Source organism: Paenibacillus sp. GXUN7292, assembly GCF_050864975.1.
Taxonomy (GTDB): domain Bacteria; phylum Bacillota; class Bacilli; order Paenibacillales; family Paenibacillaceae; genus Pristimantibacillus.
On sequence record NZ_JBOZWO010000010.1, the window covers coordinates 149,997 to 169,904 of the forward strand.

Below are 19,908 nucleotides of genomic sequence, written 5' to 3' on the forward strand. Positions count from 1 at the left end.
GTGCCTTGACGTTTAGGGAATAGTACAAAACGTATTTTTCAAATATAAGAACGTATAGGTTGTCTCCTAATACCAGTTCTTATAGTTCATTGGTAAACGTGCCTGCTTCTCTAGGGCGAGATGCCGTTTATCCTTGGTCAGGAGGAAGCGTTTTGGCTAATAAAATACTCGATAAACAATCTATACTGTTGTTAGCTGTACAAGCAATGTTTGTCACTGCTACCGCTCTATCAGGCACCTTTATCCCCGTTTACTTGTGGAAATCCAGCGAATCCTATATGGTAATAGGTTTTTTTACGCTGCTGCAATATATTTGCGGCGGCTTTACTTTTTGGATCGCGGGCAAATGGGTGAAGCAAAAAAACAAAATGAATGTGCTGCGGCTTGGCATGGCGTTATGCGGTGTATTTTATTGTGTCGTATTGTGGCTTGGCGATCAAGCTGTGCACTATATTTTTGTGCTGGGCACTTTGCAGGGTATCGCGCTAGGTTTTTTTTGGCTTGCATTTAATGTTATATATTTTGAAATTACATCACCGGAAAACCGGGATCGTTATAATGGCTGGGCTGGACTATTAGGATCAGGCGCTGGCATCATCGCTCCCTGGCTGTCCGGTTTTTTGATTACGACGCTAAAGGGAGAAGCGGGGTACCGATTTATATTTACGGTATCACTTATTATTTTTATTGCAGGTGCAATTTTGAGCTTTTGGCTCGAAAAAAGACCGCCTAAAGGTGTTTATAATTGGACGCATGGGTGGCAGCAGCTAAAGCAAAAAGGAAATGACTGGAGAAGATTGTTTCCGGCTATTGCTGCCCAAGGCGTCCGCGAAGGTGTATTCATGTTTCTGGTAGGCTTGACGGTGTATACGGCAACATCTGATGAAAGCAAGGTCGGTTTTTATGCGCTCGTTACCTCATTTGTCGCTTTTATCAGCTTTTGGGCAGCAGGCAGATGGATGAAGGAGAAGTATCGCAGTACTGCAATGTTTATTGGCGCAGTAATGACTACTGTCGTTATTATTCCGTTGTTTTGGGAGCTTTCATTTAATCGCTTGCTTATATTTGGCATCGGAGTATCGCTGTTCATGCCATTGTATTCCATCCCGATGACGTCTAAAGTATTTGATATGATTGGGCAAAATGAAAAAAGTGTACAGGAAAGGGAAGAATATGTCGTACTCCGCGAAGCAGCGCTTATGATTGGAAGAGTTACTGGCCTGGCAGCTTATTTCGCAGTAATGGCAATTAATGATTCAGCAACAGCGATTACGTGGCTGTTGTTCGCAGTTGGCGCTGTTCCTATAATTAGCTGGTGGATAATGCGATATTTTTTTAAATATAAGAAAGTATAAGTGAACATCAAGTGTTTTGAATTGGATGGATTAATTCCACATAAATAAAACGGCATAGAACATAATACAAAGGTAGTTCCGTATGTTTTCAATAAAGCTGAGGAGGAAATGACTGTGAACGCGATCACATCAAAAGAATTGGAATATGTTATCGATTGCATGAGTAATGAAGATTTATTAATGAAGCAATGCACAAGCATTGTAAATGCCACAACTCAACAAGAGCTTAAAAGCTTATGCCAGCAAATGGTGCAAACTCATCAGGATCATTACAGCAAGCTGCTGCAGTGCCTGGAGCAGCATCAGCAAATGGCGCCTGCCCAACCACAATAACAAGGAGGATAAAATAAATGAACCAGGGTTCAGTATCTATACTTTCTGAGGAAGACTTGGCATCAGCGGTATTATCCGATTTGAAACGGGTAGTGCGTGAATATGCTACCGCAGCAACAGAATCGAATTGTCCTGTAATTCGTCAATTGTTTACGGATATGCTTAACAGCACATTAACGATGCAAGGCCAGTTGTACACAACGATGTCCAATCTGAATATGTATGCTGCTCCCGCATCTGCTCTTAAGCAAGAGGTGGATAAGCAAATTCAATCCTACAAGACAACGCAGCAAAATACGAATAATTGGATTACGCAGCATTTGAACCAAGCAAGCGGAGCTATGATGCAAAATAATGGAGCTCAAACACAAACGAATTACATGCAATAAAAAAAGCAAGGAATGATGAAAAAGGCTATCCGCCACCGGATAGCTTTTTTTAATGAAAAATGAAGCATTTAGGAGGCATTTAGCTCAATCCTGCATATATTACGAGCAAATGCCAAAATAATTAATCGCTAATTGGAATGATTCAGTAATAATCTTTGCAGGAAATACAGATTCATTGTAAAATATCCTTTATAACCATTGGCGAGCTGGAAGGAGTTTTAGAATGAACGAATTACAGTTAAAAGTATTAGAGCTGTTGAAAGAAGATGCCCGTAGGGACGCTGAGCTTATAGCGACGATGTTAGGCGAGACGGCCGAAGCCGTGAAGGAAGCGATAGCCGCCTTGGAAAGCGATCATATTATTGTGAAATATGCGACAGTTGTAAATTGGAGCAAGGTTGATGATGATAAGGTTACTGCTCTAATCGAAGTGCAAATTACGCCTGAGCGCGGCCGCGGCTTTGAAGGCATTGCGGAACGCATTTATTTATATCCTGAAGTGAAATCCGTTTATTTAATGTCGGGGGCCTATGATCTGCTTGTCGAAGTAGAAGGAAAAAGCTTGAAAGAAGTAGCTTCTTTCGTATCCAATAAGCTTTCGCCGCTTGAAGCAGTATTATCGACCAAAACATTTTTCATATTAAAAAAATATAAACAGGACGGCATCATTTTCGAAGAGCGTGAAGGTGACCAGCGCTTAATGGTATCGCCGTAAAATAAAGGATGATGGTGAAGATGAACAATGAGACGCAACAATTGCTCTCAACGAGACAGCGTAATTCGATGGCTGACTATTTGTCTCCGCTGGTAAGAGATATGAAGCCATCCGGCATTCGGCGCTTTTTCGATTTGGTGAGCACACGTAAGGATGTCATTACGCTAGGCGTTGGAGAGCCTGATTTCGTAACGCCCTGGAATGTGCGCGAGGCAGCTGTTTATGCGCTGGAAAAGGGAAAAACGCAATATACATCCAATGCGGGCATGCCGGAGCTAAGAGAGCAGATCGGCCAATATTTGAACGATGCTTTTCAATTGGAATACAATCCTGCCAACGAGATGATCGTTACAATCGGCGGAAGCGAGGCGATTGATCTCGCACTGCGCGCGCTGATTCAGCCGGGGGATGAAATTCTTATTCCTGAGCCCAGCTATATTTCATACTCACCGATTACTTCTCTAAGCGGTGGCAAAGCTGTCGGTATTGAGACATTTGCAGAAGACAATTTCAAGCTGAAGGCAGAACAGCTGCAGGCTGCGATCACACCTCGCTCCAAAATACTTATATTAAGTTATCCTAGCAATCCGACAGGCGGCATTATGACATATGAGGATTGGTTGCCGATTGCTAAAATTGTCGAAGAGAACGACCTAATCGTTATTTCCGATGAAATTTATGCAGAGCTGACTTATGGCATAAAGCATGTAAGCTTTGCTGCAATGCCTGGCATGAAGGATCGTACAATACTAGTCAGCGGATTTTCAAAAGCTTTTGCTATGACAGGCTGGCGCATGGGATATACTTGCGGTCATCCGGATATTATTGCAGCGATGCTCAAAATTCACCAATATACCGTAATGTGCGCCCCGATTATTGGGCAGTATGCTGCGCTTGAAGCACTAAGAAACGGAATGGAAGAAAAGGACCGCATGATGGAGTCCTATAATCAAAGAAGAAGGCTGGTCGTTAACGGCTTCCGTGAAATCGGTCTTGAGTGCCATGAGCCGGAAGGAGCCTTCTATGCTTTTCCTTCTATCGCTTCAACCGGACTCGATAGCGAGCAATTTGCTCAGCGTCTGCTAGAGGATGCCAACGTAGCTACAGTACCGGGCAATGTTTTTGGCCTAGGCGGCGAAGGGCATTTACGCTGCTCATATGCAACCTCTGTCAATCAGCTGGTAGAGGCGTTGGATCGTATCGGTTCATTTGTGCATAAATTAAAGCAAGGCTAGTTCAAGTCGAAGCAGCAGGTTCGGACTATACATCCGGCCTGCTGTTTGTTTAACAGCAATTGTTCGTGCTTGAAGTCAATCTTGACTCATTTAACATAGGAAATGAATAAGTTTTCAGGAAGGAAGGACATCCATGAAGCTTTATACGAAAGGCGGAGACAAAGGGCAAACCTCATTAATTGGCGGCAGAACCCGCAAGGATGACAGCAGAGTCGAGGCATATGGCACAATTGATGAGCTGAACAGCTTTACAGGACAAGCCCATGCACTGCTGAAGCAGCATGACTCTTTGCAGGATCTTGCAGGTATGCTGCTTGTCGTTCAGCACGAGCTGTTTGATTGCGGAACAGATCTTGCCTATGCAGTAGAAGGCGCTCCTTCCAAGCTAGCAGCTGAATCGGTTGACAGATTGGAGCTATGGATAGATCAGCTTACTGATGAAGCTTCAGAGATTACAAAATTTATTTTGCCTGGAGGAAGTGTGCCATCCTCCCAGCTTCATATTTGCAGAACAGTGTGCCGCAGGGCAGAGCGCCGCGCCGTAACGGCTGCCGCCGAGCATGGGGTGTCCGCAGACGTTATCAAATATTTAAACCGTCTATCTGATTTTTTCTTTGCAGCAGCGAGAATTGCCAATGCAAGGCTTGGTGAAGAGGATATCGCGTATGAACGGAGCGCCGATGTGTTCAGGCTGAAGAAGAATAAATGATAGATCAGTTTTATTACAAGCCTTTAGTTGCAGAAGTCGGCAAGGAAGATGCAGGCAAGCAGGTACGAACGGTATTGGAGCGCAGGCTGGGCGTTTCGCGAAAGCTATTATCACAGGTAAAGCTCACCGAGCATGGACTAACCGTTAACGAACAGCGTGTATATACGACAGCGCTAGTTGCGGAAGGGGACATTATCAAGTTAAGAATGCTGAGGGAAGAGTCGGATGACATACTCCCGCAGCCAATGTCTTTGGAAATATTATTCGAGGATGACGATTTGCTTATTATTAACAAGCCCGCAGGTATTATTGTCCATCCTACCCATGGTCATTATACCGGAACACTTGCCAATGGGGTCGTCTATCATTGGCAGCAGAGAGGGGAAAAGGTGCGTTTTCGTCCGATCCATCGGCTTGATGAGGAAACGTCGGGAGTGGTTGCAATCGCGAAAACCTCATACGTTCATCAGCAGCTTTCTGAACAATTGCAAGCAGGATTGGTGAATAAGCAATATCGGGCCTTTGTATATGGCGAGCCGGCCAGCAGGCTTGGCACAATCGAGGCGCCAATTGACCGAGATCAGATCAACCCGCATCTTCGCGTCGTAACGCCGCCAGGGAAAGGCTATCCGTCAGTTACTCATTATCAGGTGTCGGCTGTATACACTGACGGGTGTTCCCTAGCCTCCTCTGTCCGCCTAAAGCTGGAAACAGGCCGAACTCATCAAATTCGTGTGCATATGAAGCATATTGGCTGTCCATTAATCGGCGATAAGCTGTACGGACTCATGGAGGCCGGCAATCGGCTATGGGAGGAAACGGCGGGGAGGCAATCGCTGCATGCTGAGCAGCTGGGCTTTACTCATCCGATTACGAAGCAGTATATGGAGTGGACAGCGCCATTGCCGACAGAGCTGGCACAGCTTGAAAAGCTACTTAATGTAACGAATAGAAAACGTTGATATAGAAATGCAAGTTAAGAAATGGAGTGGAGCTATTGATGTCTGGTAAAGTAACCATTATACAGTATCCAAAGTGCAGCACATGCCGTGCTGCTGTGAAATCGCTGGAGGCCAAAGGAAATGAGGTTGCTTCCCGCCATATTGTGGAACAGACGCCTACAGCTTCAGAGCTAAAGGAGCTTATTGCGTTAAGCGGTCTTGATATGAAAAAGTGGTTTAATACATCCGGCGAGGTGTATCGGGAGCTTGGTTTAAAGGACAAGCTGCCGTTAATGAGCGAGGAGGAGAAGCTGGAGCTGCTTTCACAGCACGGCATGCTGCTTAAGAGACCGATTGTGACGGATGGGACTAAAGTTACAGTCGGCTATAAAGAAGAAAATTATGAACAGGTTTGGGGAGCGAAATGAGCAAACAATGGGGTAAGGAAAAAAGCTGGAGATCGAATCGGCTTTCACAGCTAGGCTCATCTATTTTTGCTGAAGTTGCAGACTGGAAGCGTGCAGCTGCAGCAAATGGCAAGGACATGATAGATTTGGGCATAGGCAGTCCTGACCAGCCGCCAACGAGCCATGTGCGCCAAGTACTGAGCAACGCTGCACTGAGAGAGGACAGCTACGCCTATCCTGTTATAAAAAGCGGCATGCCTTTCCGTCAAGCTGCGGCGGATTGGATGAAGCACCGCTTTGATGTGACGATAGATCCAGAGCAGGAGCTCGTTACTTTACTGGGCTCGCAGGATGGACTTGCACATTTGGCGATGGCTATATGCGATTCCGGAGATGCTGCGCTGCTGCCTGATCCCGGCTATCCGATTTATGCGGCCTCGCTCGCATTGGCTGGGGTAGAGGCCATACTAATGCCCTTGCGCAAGGAAAACGATTATTTGCCGGATTTGGATAGCATACCTGAGCAGGATTGGAAACGGGCTAAATTTATTTTGCTAAATTATCCGAATAACCCGTTATCTGCTGTAGCTAATCTTGCTTTTTTTGAGCGGCTGCTGCAAAAAGCGAAGCAGTATAACGTTCTTGTAGTACATGATCTTGCCTATTCTGAAATGGGCTTTGACGGTTATAATCCGCCCAGCATTTTGCAGGTGGAAGGAGCATGCGAGCAGGCGGTTGAATTCCATTCCATGTCCAAAAGCTTCAATATGGCTGGCTGCCGAATCGGCTTTTTAGCTGGCAACACAGAGGCAGTAAGCGCTTTGCGAGAGCTTAAAGCGAATATTGATTACGGCGTATTTGATCCTGTTCAGGAGGCGGCTGTTGCAGCGCTGCAGGAAGCGATGGCAGATGAAAACTGGCAGAAGGCCGGTTTGCTGTATGAGAGAAGGCGTGATATTTTTATTGAAGCGCTTCGTGCTGAAGGCTGGTATATGGAGAAGCCGAAAGCAACGATGTTTGTATGGGCGCCGCTGCCTGAAATGCAATGGGAAATTGAAGGCGACTGGGACTCAAGAACTATTACGCAGGAAATGATTAAGCGAACGGGTGTTGTGGTTATTCCTGGAGCGGCTTTTGGATCTGCAGGCGAAGGCTATGTTCGTATAGCGCTCGTCGAAAGTGAAGAAAAGCTGCTGGAAGCTGCAAGCCGAATCGGCAAGTTTATTCGGGGAGAAAGCTGCTAGCCCTGCAAAGCATATTTTACGTTATAATGATTGTAAGGGAGATGAGCCAGAATTGGAGAAAAAGGATAGACTACTGTTAATTGATGGAATGGCCATATTGTTCCGTGCTTATTTTGCAACATCCTTTACAGGACATATTCGCAGGACGAGTGCCGGTGTGCCCGTTAACGCGGTACATGGCTTTGTCCGGTATTTTATTAATGCTGTAGAAACGTTTCAGCCTACCCATGTTGTATGCTGCTGGGATATGGGAAGCACGACGTTTCGAACGACGCAATTTGACGGCTATAAAGCTAACCGTCCCTCCGCACCAGAGGATTTGATACCGCAATTTGATCTCGTTAAAGAAGTGGTTTCCAGCTTCAATGTGCCTAATATAGGCGTAGACAATTATGAGGCCGACGATTGCATCGGCACGCTTGCGGCGGCATTTAAAGGGCATGCTGAAGTAATCGCCGTTACAGGCGATCACGACTTGCTGCAGCTGGTGGACGATCATGTTTCAATCGCTATTATGAAGAAGGGCATTGGCAATTATCAGGTTTATACACCTCAATCCTTATTGGAGGAAAGACAGCTGTCAGCCGCGCAAATTATAGACGTAAAGGGCTTGATGGGTGATTCAAGCGATAATTACCCTGGTGTTCGCGGTATTGGCGAAAAAACAGCTATCAAGCTTGTGCAGGAGCATGGCTCTATCGACCAGCTGCTTGTTAATTTGGAGCAGCTGTCAGCTTCGGTCCGCAAGAAGATAGAAGCTGATTTAGACATGCTGCATCTTTCCAGAGAACTGGCAACGATTTGCTGCGAGGTGCCGGTTGCCATTCAGCTGGAGGAATGCGTTTGGTCCTATAATCGCGCGAATGTGGAAAGTAAATTTGAAGAGCTTGAATTTAACAGCTTATTGAAGCTGATAGGGTAAAAGTGAAAGAAGATCGTCTCTCCTGCCTGCGTATTCATATGAAGGCGGTCGGCGGTCTTCTTCTATTCTGCAACAGCAATGCAGAGCCTGTTAGATTCTTTGACGAGCTGTTGCAGCATATGAATAGATTGCAGCGGAGCAAAACGCTCCTGGAGAAGCGCAAGGAAGGAGGCATTGGCGACCAAGCCGTCAATAGTATTGGATTAGTCACTTTTACTTATCATTTAAAGCGGAGAAGTATTAAAAATATATCATGGTAATACAATCCAATATTAGTTATAATGCTGTCATCGCACCTGTATTGAAAAGGGAGAGTGAAAGAAGAATGAAGGTAAGAAAGGCCATTATTCCTGCTGCAGGCTTAGGCACAAGGTTTTTGCCTGCAACAAAAGCAATGCCTAAGGAAATGCTGCCTATCGTTGATAAGCCAACCATTCAATACATTGTAGAAGAGGCGATTGAATCAGGAATTGAAGATATTATTATTGTGACTGGCAAAGGCAAACGGGCAATTGAGGACCATTTTGACAACTATTGGGAGCTGGAAAATAAGCTGGAGCAAGCCAATAAGTTTGAGCTTTTGCAGGAGGTGCGCAAATCCTCAGAGATGGTTGATATTCATTATATCCGCCAAAAGGAGCCGCGCGGACTCGGTCACGCTATTTGGTGCGCCCGCAAATTTATTGGCAATGAGCCCTTTGCAGTACTGCTGGGCGATGATATTATAGCTGCTGAAAAGCCTTGCTTAAAGCAAATGATCGAGCAATTTGAAATGCGGCACTCATCTATCATTGGCGTGCAGCAGGTTGCGCCTCATGAAGTATCGCGATATGGCATCATTGATGGCTCCATGCTGGACAATCGCATTCATCTTGTCCACCATTTAGTGGAGAAGCCGAGCTATGAAGCCGCTCCTTCACAAATTGCGATAATGGGTCGTTATATTCTTACGCCAGAAATATTCGCTATATTGGAAAATCAACCGCCTGGCTCAGGCGGTGAAATTCAGCTTACGGATGCTATAGCAGCACTAAATGCGACAGAATCGGTATTCGCATATGAGTTCGAGGGCCAGCGCTATGACGTTGGAGAAAAGCTGGGCTTTATTCGAACGACAATTGATTTTGCAATGCAGCGTCCTGAGCTTCGATCCGAGCTGCTCGCATATTTGCAGCAAATAGTAGAGAAAGAGGCTGCGCGCTTGTAAGCTATAAATATTTATCGCCTGCACTCCGGCTTCGCTTGGCGCTTGCCGGTGTGCCATAGGCTACACATAATGCTGGAATGGAGCGGACGACAGTTGCGCCGGCGCCAATAACCGTGTGCTCTCCGATCGTAGCCATATGTATAATGGTTGCGCCTATTCCAATTGCGGTACAAGCGCCTATACGTACCTGTCCACCTGCCGTGGCTTTTGGAGCGAGACTGACGAAAGATTCCAATACGGAATCATGCTCTACGCACGTATGGCCATAAAAGATACAATGCTCCCCGACGACAGCATCGCTTCCGATGATGGCGCCTGCCATGACGACAGTTCCTGCGCCGATTTCGGCGCCTCTTGCTATAATTGCGGCAGGGTCGATCGCCGTAATGAATTGGAAATCGGGGTAATCGGATTTAAGGTCTGCGCTTACTGCAGCCCGTACAGCATTATCTCCGATAGCGATTATTCCGGCACGAATAGCATTTTGCTCAAGCCAGGTGTCATCTCCTAATATGGCATAGCCATACACGAGCGAGCCGGGCTCCTTATTAGCATCTAGCAAGCCTGCTATATGATACTTCCCTTCTCTTTCTATCGTATGAATAACAGCTTTAGCATGGCCGCCAGCTCCAATAATGACAATACTCTGCATAAAAAGCTCCTTTCAATGCGCTGCTAATTATAGTATTCTACAGCTATATTAACATAGCTGATCTGTTAATTGACATATTATAGCGGTTTTGATAATCTGATGATGTGTTCTTTATATAGAACGACAAAAAGCTGCATGCCATACTCCTAGAAGCTTAATCAAGCCTTGTTCAGAATAAGGAAAGCGAAGTCGATTCATTCTGGTTCGTTATTTGCTAGCTGAAGCGAGGGGAGTTATATGAACAATATTATTACATTAACGAAAAAACATATGTCTGCCGAAATGCAACTGCTGCTTGCCTGGATTGAAACTAGCATTCACTCGGAGTTTGATTGCGAATATTATGAATTGCTGCAGCAGGTAGATTACAGCTCATTGGCGGAGCTTGTAGAGCAGCATGATTTGGTTCCTTATTTGTATCATATTATGAACTCGATGAAGCCTAAGTTAGTGTCTGATGCTTTGTTCGCATTAATTGAGCAGAAATATAAGCAGTTTTTAGCAGCTGCCAGTAAGCGCAAAAAGGAGCAGGTCAGAATAAACGCTGGCTTCGCAAAGCTGCAAATAAGGAGCGTCTATTTGCAAGGTCCGGTTGTCGTTAAGGACTGGCAATCTGATATTTTTTTTCAAACCTCCAGCCAGCTCGTCTATTTAGTGGAAAAGGAGCATCTGCTTCAAGTAAATAACATATTAATGCAGCTCGGATACGAACAGCTTGAGCTGCCCAAAACAGCGAGCTCCCGCCAGCTCAGGTCGTACAGACTCGCTTATTTTCACCCGCAGCTGCAGCAGATTGTTATTATTCAATGGAGATTGAGTCCTTTGCCGATTCGTGAATACGGCTTTGAGCAGCTGTGGCAGCGCAGAAGGAGCGGGGGAAGCGAGGGCTGGTTTTCTGCAGCCTTGAGCCGCGAAGATTTATTCATTTATATTATGCTTAATGGCATTATACATAACTGGACGATTGCCAGCATGCTTGTCGATATGAAAAAACTGCTGCACCAATCTATTAATTGGCCTTTGCTTATTGAATTGCTGCGCAAATACAGGCTTTGCAATGCCGGAGGAGCCACCATCATTTTTTTGGCGCAGCTTATTTCTATCCCGCCTCATGAAGATATTAAACTTATTATACATTCTAGCAAAGCAAACTGGCTTGCGCATGACATGCTTAACCAGCTTACACTAGATACTACGCATCAGTCCCCAAACAGCCGTATTCAATCCGTTCTTACTTTTCGACATAAATGCTATGGTTTATTGAGCTTTTTACAGCCTTCTACCGAGCAAATATTGAATGAGTCAAGCCCGTCTCGAATCGTTTTATTTTCAAATATATACAAACTTTTTTACCGGACAAGCAGTTGCAGGCAAAAAAAATAACAGTTTGCAACGATTCGACAATTAAGACCGTTTTTGCAAATATACGATGATATGGCACGAGATGAAGTAAATCATGTAGAATTATAGATGATGATGAGCGAAGAATGAAGGTGGAGGGCTTATGAGAACGCAAATAACGCCAGCGCATGCAGAACGATTAGATAAGCATATCCCTTTGCCGGACCTTTTACCAATGCAGCTCATTATTTCTGTTAAGGATAATTTAATTACTAATACTAAAGGTGAGTTTATCGTGTTGGTTGATGTAGACAACCAGCGGAGCTACAGCTTCAGCATAATTGGAAGCCGGATTTGGCAGGCGATTGACAAGCCAGTAGCGATTGGGCAATTAATAGAACAATTATGCCAAAGATATGATTGGGAGCGAGCGGCTTGTGAGCTGATCGTTATAAACTTTATTATGTTTTTGTCACGTGAAAAACTTATACTGTATCAATTGTTTACGTACTATTAGTTGTGATACTCTTGACTTATTCGTATTTGCGAGGGGGAAGGACCAGCTTTGTATATATTTCTTATTGCAGCCGCCTTCTTGGCGGTTTTTATATATGTCCTATTTATTTTGCCTACAAAGTGGCTTAAAGTAGAGAAAATTGAAAATCGGATTGGGCTTAACAGCATGATTATGCAAATAAGCGATGTCCATGTTGATAAGCTCCGTATACCTGCAGCCCAATTGAAGGCGATTATTGCCTCAAGCAAACCGGACTATATTTTGCTGACAGGGGATTTTACCAGCGATGTTCGATCCTTGCCGCTGCTTGATCAATATTTGGAAGAAATTGCAGCATGTCAAGTTCCGGCCTATGCTGTGCTTGGCAATCACGATTATCGTCTGCCCGACCTGCAGCCGCTTTTAACTATACTATCGCTTCACCACATACATGTGCTGCGCAATCAATCTGTCGATCTGGGCTCATTCTATTTGGTAGGCATTGATGACTACTGCTCCAAGCACAGCGATATCCCTGCTGCATTTGCTGAAGTGCCGCTACAGGAAAAGCCGATTGTTGTAATGACGCATGATCCTAATGCCGTGCTTGCAATCGATCGCCCGTATCAATATTTGATGGCAGGCCATTTTCACGGCAAACAATTTAATATTCCGTTTCTCTTTTCGATTAAACCTAAAGGGAAATTGGCAGCGTCAGGTATTTACAAAGGTTTGCACCGTTCGAAGCAGGGGGCCTACTATATATCCAAAGGGCTTGGACAAGCAGGAATAAATGCAAGAGTCGGCGTTCGCAGCGAAATAACATTGCACTATTTGTAAAATTGGCATATTTAAAACAAAACAAGCATATAACGATAATAAAAATAACGATTGACAATTAGGTCTGAAGTCGTTATTATTTTTATATCCAAGTAAAAAGATGTGAATTATTGTTTTTATATTATAATTAATGGAGGGTTTGAGACACGATGGATAATAACCTGTTATCAGCGTTAGAATCAAATTGGATTTCTTTGCTCGTCACATTAGTGCTCATTGGCGTATTGCATTTCATGGCAAAGAAAAGGGTGGGCTTCGGCACGCGCGTGTTGCTTGCTTTAGGGTTTGGATTAGGAGCAGGTATTTTATTTAACATTTTCAAGCTCGACACGGAAGGTGTAGGGACAATTGGCTCCATTTATATTAATCTGATTCGAATGATTGTTATTCCATTAGTATTTGTTCTAGTCATTAACAGTGTCATCTCGATTACGAATATTTCGTTTTTAAGAAAGTTAAGTGTTAAAACGATCGGATGGTTTCTTGGTACGACTGCAGTTGCTGCGATTATCGGTTTAATAGTGGCAGCAATAATTAGCCCGTCTGCAGGCTTTGAGGTTTCAACAACTGGCGAATTTACAGCTAGAGAAATACCGAGCTTCTTCAAAGTAATTCTAGATCAGGTGCCATCAAATCCGATTAATGATGCTGCTCAAGGCAAGGTTGTTCCCATTCTTATTTTCGCCTTGTTTATAGCGGTTGCGACGGTCAAGGTCGGAGCGAAAAAGCCGGAAGCTGTTCAGCCTTTCAAGGCATTCATTCAATCAGCTACTGATATTTTGCATCAGGTTGTTAAATTCGTACTTCGCTTTACTCCGTACGGTGTATATGCGCTTATTGCAGTTATGGCAGCCAGATATGGCTGGGAGACGATGGAGCCGCTTGCGATGCTGATTGCTGTAACTTATATTGCACTTATCGTTCATTTTATAATCGTATTTGGCGGACTCGTAACGTTTGTTGCTAAAGTAAATCCATTTAAATTTTTCCGCAAGGCTTATCCTACAATTGCAGTTGCGTTCACAACGCGCAGCAGTTTTGCAACTTTACCGATTAATCTTGAAGTAATTACGAAGCGCTTGCGTGTTTCACCGAAGATTGCAAGCTTCGTCGCCCCGCTAGGTGCTACGATGAACTTTAATGGCTGCGGCGGTATATGGCCTGCTATTGTAGCCGTGTTCGTTGCTCAGGTATATGGTGTTACTCTTAGCGTTACGGATTACATTATTATTGTGCTTGTAAGCATGATTTCTTCTATCGGAGTGGCTGGCGTGCCTGGACCAGCTTCCATTTCAACAACGGTTGTATTGACAGCTGTCGGCTTGCCGCTTGAAGGTATTGCGCTCGTTGTCGCAGTGGAAGCGTTAATTGATATGGGCCGTACTGCTGTGAATGCAACAGGAACAACGGTTACTGCGCTGCTCGTTGCAAATTCCGAAGGAGAGTTCGATCGCGAATCGTTTAATAAAGATGAAGAGGATGAGCTTGATTTAAATCCAGCTGCCGTATAGTATAAGCAGCCCCCTGCCATTTAAAATTGCGGCAGGGGGCTGCTTTAGTCAAAATTGTTTATGAATTAAGGCTCGTCCTGCACTTCAGGAAATGCTTTGCGCAGCTGCTTATTCATTGCGTAATGCTTGCTGCTCTCAGCGCTTGAGCTATAGGACCCTTCTGGAAACTCCTCGGGTATATAAGAGCTAAGCTGCGACTCAACACTGTTCTCGATTTCGACAGGATCGCGATCAGTTTCTTTGTTGCGGTCTATAGCAAACCCCTCCTACACTATTTAGTAAATTTCAACTATAGTGTACCCAGCTTACTCTGTAAAATTCACAGTACCTACTACTAAGTACAGAAATTGGCTAAGTTCAGCTGCTTCTTCCTCATTCAGCTTATAGGCGCGCTCCAAATAACCTTCCTCAGCCAAATCATCCGGCCCAATAATAGCAGTAATGCCAGATTGCAGGTTAGTAATCAGCTTCTTGCCATAAAAGCGTTCTGTTGTCATAATAGCAAGGTCGAACCGGTTTAACGCAGGGGTAATAAACGTTACAAAACGTGTAGTAGTCTGCTCAGTAGTATCTGACATAAAGTCATAATCGGATAAAAGCATAGGTTAACCTCCAATCTATTTTACTTTATTATACATGAATGAGTGCTGGTCATATACTTGTGATCCTGCTTAAGCTATGATATGATTAGTGCAACAAAGCTAATAGAAGTGATACGGGGGAAGCACCTCCACTGCATAACTGCAGTGGAGGTGCTTTTTTTTGTTGTTGGATGCTGCCTTGAAAACACCTGTAATAACGGACCGCTTCTGTTAGTTTTGTTTGCAGCGTCAAGTTCGCTTGGGGCCGTATTTTATGACAGGCAACAATTATGAACGACAAAGGAGAGATTAGGATGAGAATTGTTTTTTTGAACACATTTGAACAGAAAGGCAGCGAGCTGCTTCGCAGCGCACAGCTTTCGATCGGCGAGCAGGATGGAACCTGGCATGTACAGTGGCTAGAATTGGGGGAACCGGAAGCCGTGCCTGAAAGCTGGTACGCAGGCGTATTCTGGGATGAGATGCTGGCAGCTTTGCGTCACGGCGCAGCAAGCCGAATGGCAGATGGCTATATGCCGGTTATTAAAGGCCAGCTGGAGGATGCAGCACGGCCATCGGCTAGCAAAACAAATGATATGCTGCAGTATTACGCAGAGCAGCACAGTGATGAGAAGCTCTACGGAGAGCTCAGGGATTGGCGCCGAAAACGCGCTGTAACCGACCGCAAGTCAGCTTATTTAATCGCAAACAACCGAATGCTCCGCCTGATCAGCTGCTTCGTTCCGCATACTGAGGAGGAAATGCTGCAGCTGCCCGGCTGGGGACGCGGAAAGCAAACAGCCTACGGCGAGGAGATACTGGCGATTACACGAGAGGTTGAGCGCCAGTTAAGCTTCCCTTTGGACTGGGTGGAGCAGCAGCTTGATTATGGCGAGCTGGAGCGCTGGCAGTTCAAGCAGAAGGAGCAAAAATACAAGTCCGAGCTGATCAAACAGCAGCAGAAACGAATGATATTGGAAATCATCCATGCCGGTGGAAAAATGAATGAGCTGGAGCAGCAGCTGTCTTTGTCACGCAGGGAAATTGTAGTGCGTCTTGAGCAAATCGAGGAGGAAGGCTACAGCGTCGAGCCGCTTATCGAGCAGGAGCTGCATACTGTGCCTAAGGAGGAGCAGGAGGCAATTATTGAAGCGATCGCCTCTGTAGGGGACAGATATTTAAAGCCTGTGCTGCAGCAGGTATATGGCGGGAAAGAGAGCGAGCTTGATCAAACGAATAAAGAGAAAATCTATGAAGCTATCCGGTTTTTAAGGCTGCGATATAGAAGAAGCGAGACAGTAAGTAAAATATCCTAGCTGCTTTAGACGGATTCGCCCGTGAGTAAAGAACTAGTAAATAAACATATATATGAACAAAGTAGTATACTAGGACCAAGGTATAAAGTATAATAGAACTAGAACTGAATCGCGGCGAATTTTGTCGAAAAGGAGCGAAACTTCTTTTATGAAGGCAGAATATATTAACCCATTTCTTGAGGCTGCTACGGATGTTATTGAACAGGTTGTTCAGGTAAAGCCATCTGCAGGTCCTTTAGCAATAAAGGATATTAAATTTGTAGAGAACTATACCTGGATTCAAATTGGTTTGAATGGACAGATGCAAGGAGATATTGTATTTGGGCTAAGCGATAAGGTAGCTCTCCAGCTTGTTTCTGTCATGATGGGCGGTTATGCACTTTCAGAAATTGACGAGATGGTTAGGAGCGCTATTTCCGAATTAGGGAATATGATTAGCGGAAATGCGAGCACGCTGCTATACAACAAAGGTGTGCAAGTAGATATTACGCCGCCTACCGTCATGCAATCAGCATTAAGCGCAGGCATTCATGCGAAGAAAGCTTTAACAATACCGCTCATTATTGATGGCATCGGCAGCCTTGATATTCAAGTCGTTATAGCTTCATAAAAAACAGATTCCCCTGGACTCCGCTGGAGTCTGTTTTTTTTGATAAACTTAGAAAGCCCGTGCAAAAACACAATGAAGTAGTTTCATCTTGCGCGATAATCAAGTAAACTGTAATTTGGGTGATTATAGATGCTAAAGGATAAGGTCGTATTTATTACAGGCGCATCCAGCGGATTAGGAGCTGCAGTTGCTTTGCAAGCTTCCCGGCAAGGCGCCATCGTTATTCTGACAGGGCGTCACAGTGAGCGGCTGGAGCGCGCTGCAGCTTTACTTGACGGCGAATATGCTATCTTTCAGCTGGATGTAACGGATATGCAGCAGATTGAGCAGGTGGTAACTGCGGTTATACTAAGATATGGCCGAATTGATATATTACTTAACAATGCGGGCTATGGTCAATTTTTATCACTTGAGGACATGCCTGTAGAAGGCTTTGCTCAGATGATGGATACAAATTATTTGGGCATTGTCAGATGCACCAAAATAATAGTTCCCTACATGCGCTTGCAAGGAAGCGGCCATATTATTAATATCGCGTCGATGGCGGGCAAGATCGGTTCCGCCAAATCAACGGCGTATTCGGCCTCCAAGCATGCTGTCCTTGGTTTTACTAATGCGCTGCGCATGGAGCTGAAGGGAGGCGGCATAAAAGTATCCGCTATTAATCCCGGCCCGATCGATACACAATTTTTTGAACTGGCGGATCCTGAGGGCAGTTATGTAAAAAATGTACAATGGTTTATGATGAAAACAGATAAAGTGGCAAGCCGCGTCGTTTCCGTTATGAACAGCGGCAGAGCTGAGCTTGATCTTCCGCTGCTTGCAGCAATTGGAATTAAAATCTACGGATTATTCCCGAGGCTTGCCGACCGTCTTGCAGGCCGCTTGTTCAATCAAAAATAGCGATGATTAAGTGAGGAATATAAGATGAGCATTAGCAATGAAAAAACTTGGCTGCAATTAGGCATAAGCGATCCGCTTAATCATGCCCTGCTGCAAGCTGAAATCGTGACGCCGACCAAAGTGCAGGAGCTTACGATACCCGTATTGCTTGCCGGCAAGGATGTTTCAGCCCGCTCGCAAACGGGAACAGGTAAAACAATCGCTTTTCTGCTTCCGCTGCTGCAAGCGATTGACCCTGCTTCAAGCGCGATTCAAGGCGTCATACTAGCGCCGACGCAAGAGCTGGCGATGCAGCTTGTGAGAGTGGCAGAAGCATATGGCGAGCCGCTCGGCATTAAAGTGCAGCAGCTAATCGGCGGAGCTGCGCTTAAGCGCCAAATTGAGAAGCTTAAGCTGCGCCCGCAGCTTATTATCGGTACACCTGGCCGGATTGCCGAGCTGGTCAAAGCCCGTAAGCTTAAGCTCAGCGAGGTGAAAAGTGTAGTTATCGACGAAGCTGACCAGGTCTTTCAGCTGGGATCTACGAAGGATTTAGAGGAAGTACTGTTCAGTATGGGGCGCGAGCGTCAAATCGCCTTTTTCTCAGCTACTTATCCGGATCAGATGGCGAGGTTTGAGCAGCGCTGGATGAGAGAGCCGGAGCGTATTATCGTTGCGCCTGAGCATCGGGTTTCAGAAACGATAGACAATATTTATATCGTCAGCGAGCGCCGTGATAAAACAGATACAGCCAGAAGGCTGCTTCGTTTGCTGAAGCCTAAACAGGCACTTTTGTTTTTAAATGATACGGATCAGGTTGCAAATTGGGAATCTAAGCTGCGTTACGAGGGTTTTTTGGTTGAGTCGCTGTACGGAGATGCTGATAAACAAAGGCGTTCTGCTACCTTGGCCAGATTCAGGGAAGGGCGCTGCCATCTCTTGCTGGCGACAGATGTAGCTGCAAGAGGCCTCGATATTGAAAGCTTGCCGCTCGTCTTGCAGCTTGAACCGGCAATCGACGCTGATCACTATGTGCATCGTGCAGGCCGGACAGGCAGAATGGGCCGCCTGGGAACAGTTATTTCGATTGTTATGCCTCAAGAGCTGTTTATTATGAAGAAATTCCGCAATCAGCTCGGAATAGATCTGAAGGAATACGTGATGTATAAAGGCAGGCTGATTACACCGGAGCAAATGCAAGAGGAAATGAGAAAGCCGGCTGCACCTAACAGAACCAGCAAAGCTGCTGCTTCGCAAGCAGCAGAGAAAAGTAGCGGAATTGCCAGAAGCAGGCCGGCTGAGCAAGCCTCCAACCGTGACGGCAGAAGCACTGCAGCAGCGGATTATGAGGCAAGCAGCAAACGGGCAGGCGCTAAAAGTGGAGCCGGGAAAGCCGCGGTTTCATCTAGCAAGAGCAGCAAAGGCGATAAGAGGGCAGACAGCAGCTATAAGACTAGCTCGCAATCGGCTCCCAAGCCGCTGACGAAAGCGCAGCAGAAGGAGAAGAAAAAGAAGGAAGGCAAAAATAAAGGCGCTCCCAAGTGGCTGAAGGAAAAGCGCCAATCCAATACTTAATGTAATGAAGAGCATTGTGCTGGCTGCCAAGATCGAGATGATCTGCGGCTAGCACAATGCTTTTTTTATTTATGAACTTCTAAGGGTTGCCACAAACGCTAATCGTGAAAAAATGGCATTTTAAATTTTCTAACGGTTGCTGTTTCGCTTAATTCTCGAAAAAGCACTGATTTTGCACGGGAAAGGGTACAATAGCGCTCGTGACAACCGTTAAAATCTCAAATGAGCTACAATAATCGAAATAGCCTCTCTGGCAACCGTCCCTCGTATTTAAGGGTTTTTCTCACGAATGCTCACTCATTCGCAGGATTTCAATGATGTAGAAATCAGATAAGGCGGCAGAACGTAAGGACTGTAGAAGATCGGTGACAAATTGGGCATGCGGGAACAGAAATCGCACGTTCATGCATTTCTAGAGGCATACTTTACTGCACTTCTCCACCTGTCCCTTGGAGGTTCACCCTCCCATGTCTCTACGGGTCTATGCCCTTACATTCCTTCGTTCTACCTGACCAAGGCGTGGAGACCGATTGCGTTTACATGACGGGTCAAAGCCCTTTTGGTTGCCATACTCGGTCCTCTGTGCGTTCTTTGTTAAAAATCCTGCGAACGAATGAACATTCGTGAGAGTCGATTTTACTTGTTAA

The 19,908-nt window shown here is 45.3% G+C and carries 22 protein-coding genes; 20 read left to right on the top strand and 2 right to left on the bottom strand.

From position 1 onward, the window contains the following. Positions 1-152 precede the first annotated feature (152 nt). From ACRRU2_RS11195 to galU, 12 genes are all read left to right on the top strand, one after another. Positions 153-1,355 (top strand): MFS transporter, encoded by a 1,203-nt coding sequence (locus ACRRU2_RS11195; protein WP_331697153.1) that lies wholly within the window; start codon positions 153-155, stop codon positions 1,353-1,355. Between the two features lie 114 nt (positions 1,356-1,469). Further along, positions 1,470-1,688 carry a hypothetical protein gene (locus ACRRU2_RS11200; RefSeq protein WP_331697152.1) on the top strand — a complete coding sequence of 73 codons (219 nt, stop codon included), beginning with the start codon at positions 1,470-1,472 and terminating at the stop codon, positions 1,686-1,688. Between the two features lie 17 nt (positions 1,689-1,705). Then, positions 1,706-2,077, top strand: coding sequence for a spore coat protein (locus ACRRU2_RS11205; RefSeq protein ID WP_331697151.1), 372 nt, complete (start codon positions 1,706-1,708; stop codon positions 2,075-2,077). A 223-nt stretch (positions 2,078-2,300) separates the two neighbouring features. After that, positions 2,301-2,792 carry an Lrp/AsnC family transcriptional regulator gene (locus tag ACRRU2_RS11210; protein WP_331697150.1) on the top strand — a complete coding sequence of 164 codons (492 nt, stop codon included), beginning with the start codon at positions 2,301-2,303 and terminating at the stop codon, positions 2,790-2,792. Between the two features lie 20 nt (positions 2,793-2,812). Continuing rightward, on the top strand, positions 2,813-4,027 hold the full coding sequence (locus ACRRU2_RS11215; protein ID WP_331697149.1) for an aminotransferase class I/II-fold pyridoxal phosphate-dependent enzyme: 1,215 nt from the start codon (positions 2,813-2,815) through the stop codon (positions 4,025-4,027). A gap of 133 nt (positions 4,028-4,160) precedes the next feature. Then, entirely contained in the window at positions 4,161-4,736 is a 576-nt protein-coding gene (locus ACRRU2_RS11220) for a cob(I)yrinic acid a,c-diamide adenosyltransferase (protein WP_432501579.1), read from the top strand. After that, positions 4,733-5,698, top strand: a complete 966-nt coding sequence (locus ACRRU2_RS11225) for an RluA family pseudouridine synthase (protein ID WP_432501581.1) — start codon at positions 4,733-4,735, stop codon at positions 5,696-5,698. Before ACRRU2_RS11220 ends, ACRRU2_RS11225 begins: the two co-directional genes overlap by 4 nt. A gap of 38 nt (positions 5,699-5,736) precedes the next feature. Beyond that, positions 5,737-6,105: an arsenate reductase family protein gene (locus ACRRU2_RS11230; RefSeq protein ID WP_432501583.1), complete on the top strand. Its 369-nt coding sequence runs from the start codon at positions 5,737-5,739 to the stop codon at positions 6,103-6,105. Then, complete coding sequence (locus ACRRU2_RS11235) at positions 6,102-7,328, top strand: aminotransferase class I/II-fold pyridoxal phosphate-dependent enzyme (RefSeq protein ID WP_331697145.1); 1,227 nt, start codon at positions 6,102-6,104, stop codon at positions 7,326-7,328. Before ACRRU2_RS11230 ends, ACRRU2_RS11235 begins: the two co-directional genes overlap by 4 nt. A 52-nt stretch (positions 7,329-7,380) precedes the next feature. Beyond that, a complete protein-coding gene (locus ACRRU2_RS11240; protein ID WP_331697328.1) occupies positions 7,381-8,250 on the top strand; it encodes a 5'-3' exonuclease in 870 nt (289 codons plus the stop codon). Positions 8,251-8,252: 2 nt separating this feature from the next. Continuing rightward, complete coding sequence (locus ACRRU2_RS11245; RefSeq protein WP_432501586.1) at positions 8,253-8,510, top strand: hypothetical protein; 258 nt, start codon at positions 8,253-8,255, stop codon at positions 8,508-8,510. Between the two features lie 65 nt (positions 8,511-8,575). Then, positions 8,576-9,457, top strand: coding sequence for a UTP--glucose-1-phosphate uridylyltransferase GalU (galU, locus tag ACRRU2_RS11250; RefSeq protein WP_432501588.1), 882 nt, complete (start codon positions 8,576-8,578; stop codon positions 9,455-9,457). Position 9,458: 1 nt separating this feature from the next. Here the strand turns inward: galU and ACRRU2_RS11255 are convergent, their stop codons facing one another. Beyond that, complete coding sequence (locus ACRRU2_RS11255; protein ID WP_331697142.1) at positions 9,459-10,109, bottom strand: acetyltransferase; 651 nt, start codon at positions 10,107-10,109, stop codon at positions 9,459-9,461. A gap of 237 nt (positions 10,110-10,346) precedes the next feature. Here ACRRU2_RS11255 and ACRRU2_RS11260 point away from each other — a divergent pair, with 237 nt between their 5' ends. The 4 genes from ACRRU2_RS11260 (at position 10,347) to ACRRU2_RS11275 (ending at position 14,297) form a co-directional block, all read left to right on the top strand. Next, positions 10,347-11,492 (top strand): nucleotidyltransferase family protein, encoded by a 1,146-nt coding sequence (locus tag ACRRU2_RS11260; protein ID WP_432501590.1) that lies wholly within the window; start codon positions 10,347-10,349, stop codon positions 11,490-11,492. A gap of 121 nt (positions 11,493-11,613) precedes the next feature. Continuing rightward, a complete protein-coding gene (locus ACRRU2_RS11265; RefSeq protein ID WP_331697140.1) occupies positions 11,614-11,967 on the top strand; it encodes a PqqD family peptide modification chaperone in 354 nt (117 codons plus the stop codon). 48 nt (positions 11,968-12,015) lie between these two features. Next, the gene (locus tag ACRRU2_RS11270) at positions 12,016-12,786 is read left to right on the top strand and encodes a metallophosphoesterase (protein WP_331697139.1); all 771 of its coding nucleotides are present in this window, start codon (positions 12,016-12,018) and stop codon (positions 12,784-12,786) included. A 149-nt stretch (positions 12,787-12,935) separates the two neighbouring features. After that, the gene (locus ACRRU2_RS11275) at positions 12,936-14,297 is read left to right on the top strand and encodes a dicarboxylate/amino acid:cation symporter (RefSeq protein ID WP_331697138.1); all 1,362 of its coding nucleotides are present in this window, start codon (positions 12,936-12,938) and stop codon (positions 14,295-14,297) included. Between the two features lie 305 nt (positions 14,298-14,602). On the opposite strand, the gene ACRRU2_RS11280 is transcribed toward ACRRU2_RS11275, so the two are convergent. Continuing rightward, positions 14,603-14,899, bottom strand: a complete 297-nt coding sequence (locus ACRRU2_RS11280; RefSeq protein WP_331697137.1) for a DUF3055 domain-containing protein — start codon at positions 14,897-14,899, stop codon at positions 14,603-14,605. A 293-nt stretch (positions 14,900-15,192) separates the two neighbouring features. Here ACRRU2_RS11280 and ACRRU2_RS11285 point away from each other — a divergent pair, with 293 nt between their 5' ends. The 4 genes from ACRRU2_RS11285 to ACRRU2_RS11300 all read left to right on the top strand — a co-directional run bounded on the left by ACRRU2_RS11285 (position 15,193) and on the right by ACRRU2_RS11300 (position 19,261). Next, positions 15,193-16,194: an HRDC domain-containing protein gene (locus tag ACRRU2_RS11285; protein ID WP_331697136.1), complete on the top strand. Its 1,002-nt coding sequence runs from the start codon at positions 15,193-15,195 to the stop codon at positions 16,192-16,194. 148 nt (positions 16,195-16,342) lie between these two features. Then, positions 16,343-16,804, top strand: coding sequence for a chemotaxis protein CheX (locus tag ACRRU2_RS11290; protein WP_331697135.1), 462 nt, complete (start codon positions 16,343-16,345; stop codon positions 16,802-16,804). A 129-nt stretch (positions 16,805-16,933) separates the two neighbouring features. Continuing rightward, complete coding sequence (locus tag ACRRU2_RS11295) at positions 16,934-17,707, top strand: SDR family NAD(P)-dependent oxidoreductase (protein ID WP_331697134.1); 774 nt, start codon at positions 16,934-16,936, stop codon at positions 17,705-17,707. A 24-nt stretch (positions 17,708-17,731) separates the two neighbouring features. Continuing rightward, positions 17,732-19,261, top strand: a complete 1,530-nt coding sequence (locus ACRRU2_RS11300; protein ID WP_432501595.1) for a DEAD/DEAH box helicase — start codon at positions 17,732-17,734, stop codon at positions 19,259-19,261. The last annotated feature ends 647 nt before the right edge of the window (positions 19,262-19,908 follow it).